The organism is Kitasatospora sp. NPDC040550 (genome assembly GCF_055594965.1).
The window spans coordinates 18,013-22,418 of record NZ_JBVIWC010000015.1 but is presented as its reverse complement, the minus strand read 5'-3'; the positions used below and the strand labels follow the sequence as shown (position 1 = coordinate 22,418).

Below are 4,406 nucleotides of genomic sequence, written 5' to 3'. Positions count from 1 at the left end.
GGTCCTTCGGGCAGGACACCCTTTCCCCACCCCCCCCCTCCCCCCCTGGGGCCCCACCCCCCTCTACGCGGGCCGCCACCCTCCCCCCCCCCCCCGGGGGGGGGTCCCCCCCGCTTCGCGCGGGGGCGACCTGCTCAGGACACGCCGTACCACGTCTCACGGCACGCCCTACGACGTCCGGCGCTCGATCCCGTCCAGCAGCAGGCCAAGCCCCACCTCGAACCCGCGGTCGTCGAGCTCCGTCGCGCCGCCGCCCCGGGCCAGGGAGCCGTCCAGGGCGTCCGCGAGTGCCGGGTACTGCGGCCGGTACGCGGCCGGTTCCCGGGTGAAGCCCGCGGCGAAGGTCTCCATCGCGGAGCCGAGCACCAGGTAGTCCACGGCCGCGGCGACCTCGGCGGCGTCGGCGGGTGCGAGGCCCGCCCGGCCGAGCAGGGCGAGCAGGGCGTCGTAGCCGGTCAGCGCGCTGTCGGCCTCCACCCGGCGACGGGCCAGCAGGGCGAGGGCGTTCGGGTGCCGCCGGAAGACCGCGCGGTAGCCGCGCGCGTACGCCGCGAGGCCGGCCCGCCAGTCGGGGTCGCCCAGCGGGCCGTGGTCGATCTCGTCGTTGACCAGCCCGGAGACGGCGTCGACCAGGGCGTCCTTGCTCGGCACGTGGTTGTAGAGCGACGCCGCCTTGACCCCGAGCCGCTCCGCGAGCGCCCGCATGGTCAGCCCGTCGGGGCCCTCCTCGTCCACCACCTGGAGCGCGGCGCGCGCGATCCGCTCGCGGGTCAGCACTGCCCTGCTCGGTCGGCCCACCGAAATCCCCTCTTCCGCTCTCCGTGTCCGGGGGCTATCGTGCCAGACCGACAGCAGTTGCTAACAAAGTTAGTTTTATCGAGAGGGCGCAGCCAGTGGCCGAGAACACCCCCACCGTCGCCACCGACGCCGCCGACGCCGCCGATGCCACGGACGCCGCTGACGCCGCTGACGTCACGGACTCCGACCGGCTGGCCGCACTCGGCTACCAGCAGGAGCTACGGCGCAGCCTGAACGTGCTCGGCAACATCTCCATGGGCTTCGCCGTCGTCTCCCCCGTCGTCGGGCTGTACGCGGCCGTGCAGGTCGGCATGAGCGTCGCGGGCGGCGCCTGGGTCTGGGCACTGCCGCTGTGCCTGCTCGGGCAGTGCCTGGTCGTGGCCGTCTACGCCGAGCTCGCCTCGCAGTGGCCGCTGGCCGGCGGCGCCTACCAATGGAGCAGACGCCTGTCCAGACCGGCGGTCGCCTGGCTGAGCGGCTGGCTGTGGCAGTTCGCCGTGATGTTCGGCAACACCACCGTCGCCTACCTCGCCTCGCCCTGGCTCTTCGCGCTCTTCGGCACCGTCCCGACCCCCGCCGAGCAGGTCCTCGTCGCGGTCGGCTTCATGCTCGGCTGCGCCCTGGTCAACGCCTACGGCATCAACCTGCTGCGCCGGTTCGTCAGCCTGGGCATCGCCGCCGAGGCCGTCGCCTCGGTGCTGGTCGGCCTCACCCTGCTGCTGGTCTTCCGGCAGCACGGATTCGCCCTGCTCACCGACTTCCTCGACGCCCCGAAGGGACTGGGCGTCAGCGACACCGGCGCCCTGCTCGCCGCCGTCGCCGTCGCCGGCTGGGCCTTCATCGGCTTCGACGCCTGCGTGTCCACCGCCGAGGAGACCAAGGACGCCGCCCGGCAGGTGCCCAGGGCGATGTGGTGGTCGCTGCTCAGCGTCGGGCTCGTCGTCGTCCTCAACGCCGTCTCGGTCGAGCTCGCCCACCCGAACCCGGCCGACGTCGTCGCCCTCAAGGACCTCGACCCGGTCACCACCGCCGTCACCCACGCCTTCGGCGGCTGGGCCGACAAGCCCTTCGTCCTCGTCGTCCTGATCAGCTTCACCGCCTGCCTGATGGCCTCCCAGGGCGGCGCCGCCCGCGGCCTCTACTCGCTCGCCCGCGACGACGTCTTCCCGTTCTCCCGGCAGGTCCGCAAGGTCAACCGGCACAAGGCGCCGATCGGCGGCCTGGTCGCCGCCACCGTGGTCAGCTCCGCCGCCCTGCCCCTGGGCCTGAGCACCTCGGCCATCGGCAGCCTGATCACCTTCGGCAGCGCCGCCACCTTCGTGCCGTTCTTCCTGCTCACCGTGGTCGCCCTGACGGCCCGCCTGCGCGGCACCTGGAAGCCCGCCGGGGCCGTCGGCTACGGTCGCCTCGGCACCCCGCTCAACGTCCTCGCGGTGCTGTGGACCGGCTTCGAGGTGGTCAACATCTGCTGGCCGCGCGCCATCCTCGCACCGGCCGGAGCACCGTGGTACCAGATCTGGGCGGCACCGCTCGGCGTCGGCACCGTCACCCTGGCCGGCCTCGGCTACCTGCTCGCGCGCCGACCCGACCGCCGGATGCCCGAACCGGGCCAGGACCGCCCGCACAGCGACGAACTCGCCCCCGCCGTCGTGTAGTCGGCCCACCGCCACCGGCGCACACCTTCCGACTCCCCCGCTTCCGACCTTCCGCTTCCAACTCTCCGCTTCCGACGCGAGACCGAACACCCCTGGAGGAACCCGCATGACCCACCCCTTCGACGTCGTCGAGACGGGCATCGCCGACCTGCGCGCCGCGCTGGAGAAGGGCGAGACCACCTCGGTCGGCCTGCTCGACGCCTACCTCGCCCGGATCGAGGCCTACGACCGGCCCGGCACCGGCACCGCGCTCAACGCGCTCGTCGTGATGAACCCGGAGGCCCGCGCCGAGGCCGAGGCCTCCGACGCCCGCCGCGCCCAGGGCCGCACCCTCGGCCCGCTCGACGGCATCCCGTACACCGCCAAGGACAGCTACCTCGCCAAGGGCCTGACCGCCGCCGCCGGTTCACCGGCCTTCGAGCACCTCGTCGCCCAGCGCGACGCCTTCGCGATCGAGCGGCTGCGCGCCGCCGGCGCCGTACTCATCGGCCTGACCAACATGCCGCCGATGGCGAACGGCGGCATGCAGCGCGGCGTCTACGGCCGGGCCGAGAGCCCGTACAGCGCCGACTGGCTGACCAGCGCCTACGGCTCCGGCTCCTCGAACGGCTCGGGCACCGCCACGGCGGCCTCGTTCGGCGCCTTCGGCCTCGGCGAGGAAACCTGGTCCTCGGGCCGGGCGCCCGCCTCGTACAACGCCCTGTGCGCCTACACCCCCAGCCGCGGCGTGATCTCGGTGCGCGGCAACTGGCCGCTGGTGCCGACCATGGACGTCGTGGTCCCGCACACCCGCACCATGGCCGACCTGCTCGAACTGCTCGACGTCATCGTCGCCGACGACGCGGAGACCCGCGGCGACCTGTGGCGCTCCCAGCCCTGGATCCAGCTGCCCGCGGCCTCCGAGGTCCGCCCCGCCTCGTACCCCGCGCTGGCCCCGGCCGACGCGGCGGCGGCCGGTTCGACCCTCGCCGGCCGGCGCGTCGGCGTGCCCCGGATGTACATCAACGCCGACCCCGAGGCCGGCACCAACCCCGAGGGCGGCATCGGCGGCCAGACCGGGCAGCGGATCGACACCCGCGCCTCGGTCATCGACCTGTGGCAGGCCGCCCGCCGCGACCTGGAGGCGGCCGGCGCCGAGGTCGTCGAGGTCGACTTCCCGGTGGTGACCAACTACGAGGCCGACCGCCCCGGCGCGCCCTCGCTGTTCACCCGCGGCCTGGTCAGCCGGGACTACCTCACCGTCGAGATCGAGGACCTGTCCGCCTGGTCCTGGGACGACTTCCTGCGCGCGAACGGGGACCCGGCGCTCGCCACCCTGACCGAGGTCGACGGCGACCGCATCTTCCCCAAGCACGAGGGCGAACTCCCGGACCGCTACGCCGGTTTCGACGACACCGTCAGCGCCTACCCGCGCTTCGTGCGCGAGCGCCCGTACGCCTCCCTCACCGACATCCCGCTGCTGGAGGCGGGCCTGCGCGGCCTGGAGGAGACCCGCCGGGTGGACCTGGAGGTGTGGATGGACGAACTCGGCCTCGACGCCGTGGTCTTCCCCGCCGTCGCCGACGTCGGCCCGGCCGACATGGACGTGAACGAGGCCTCCGCCGACCTCGGCTGGCGCAACGGCGTCTGGGTCGCCAACGGCAACCTCGTGCCGCGCCACCTCGGCATCCCGACCGTGACCGTGCCGATGGGCACCATGGCCGACATCGGCATGCCGGTGGGGCTCACCTTCGCGGGCCGCGCCTACGACGACACCGCGCTCCTGCGGCTCGCCGCCGCCTTCGAGGCGACCGGGCAGCGCCGCACCGAGCCCTCGCGCACCCCGCGGCTCCCCGCCAACTGACGGACGCGGGGGGGGGGGGGGGGGGGGGGGGGGGGGGGGGGGGGGGGGAGGTGGGGGGGGGGGGGGGGGGGGAGGGGGGGGGGGGCGGGGGGGGGGGGGGGGGAGGAGAG

3 protein-coding genes are annotated in these 4,406 nt (G+C 74.4%); 2 read left to right on the top strand and 1 reads right to left on the bottom strand.

Annotated features, from left to right (window positions below; translation table 11 throughout):
- Positions 1-168 precede the first annotated feature (168 nt).
- Positions 169-798, bottom strand: a complete 630-nt coding sequence (locus tag ACZ58X_RS22235) for a TetR/AcrR family transcriptional regulator (protein WP_470335334.1) — start codon at positions 796-798, stop codon at positions 169-171.
- Positions 799-893: 95 nt separating this feature from the next.
- On the opposite strand from ACZ58X_RS22235, the gene ACZ58X_RS22230 reads away from it, so the two are divergent.
- Both ACZ58X_RS22230 and ACZ58X_RS22225 read left to right on the top strand, forming a co-directional pair.
- Complete coding sequence (locus ACZ58X_RS22230; RefSeq protein WP_470335333.1) at positions 894-2,453, top strand: APC family permease; 1,560 nt, start codon at positions 894-896, stop codon at positions 2,451-2,453.
- Positions 2,454-2,559: 106 nt separating this feature from the next.
- Positions 2,560-4,296 (top strand): amidase, encoded by a 1,737-nt coding sequence (locus tag ACZ58X_RS22225; RefSeq protein ID WP_470335332.1) that lies wholly within the window; start codon positions 2,560-2,562, stop codon positions 4,294-4,296.
- Positions 4,297-4,406 lie beyond the last annotated feature (110 nt).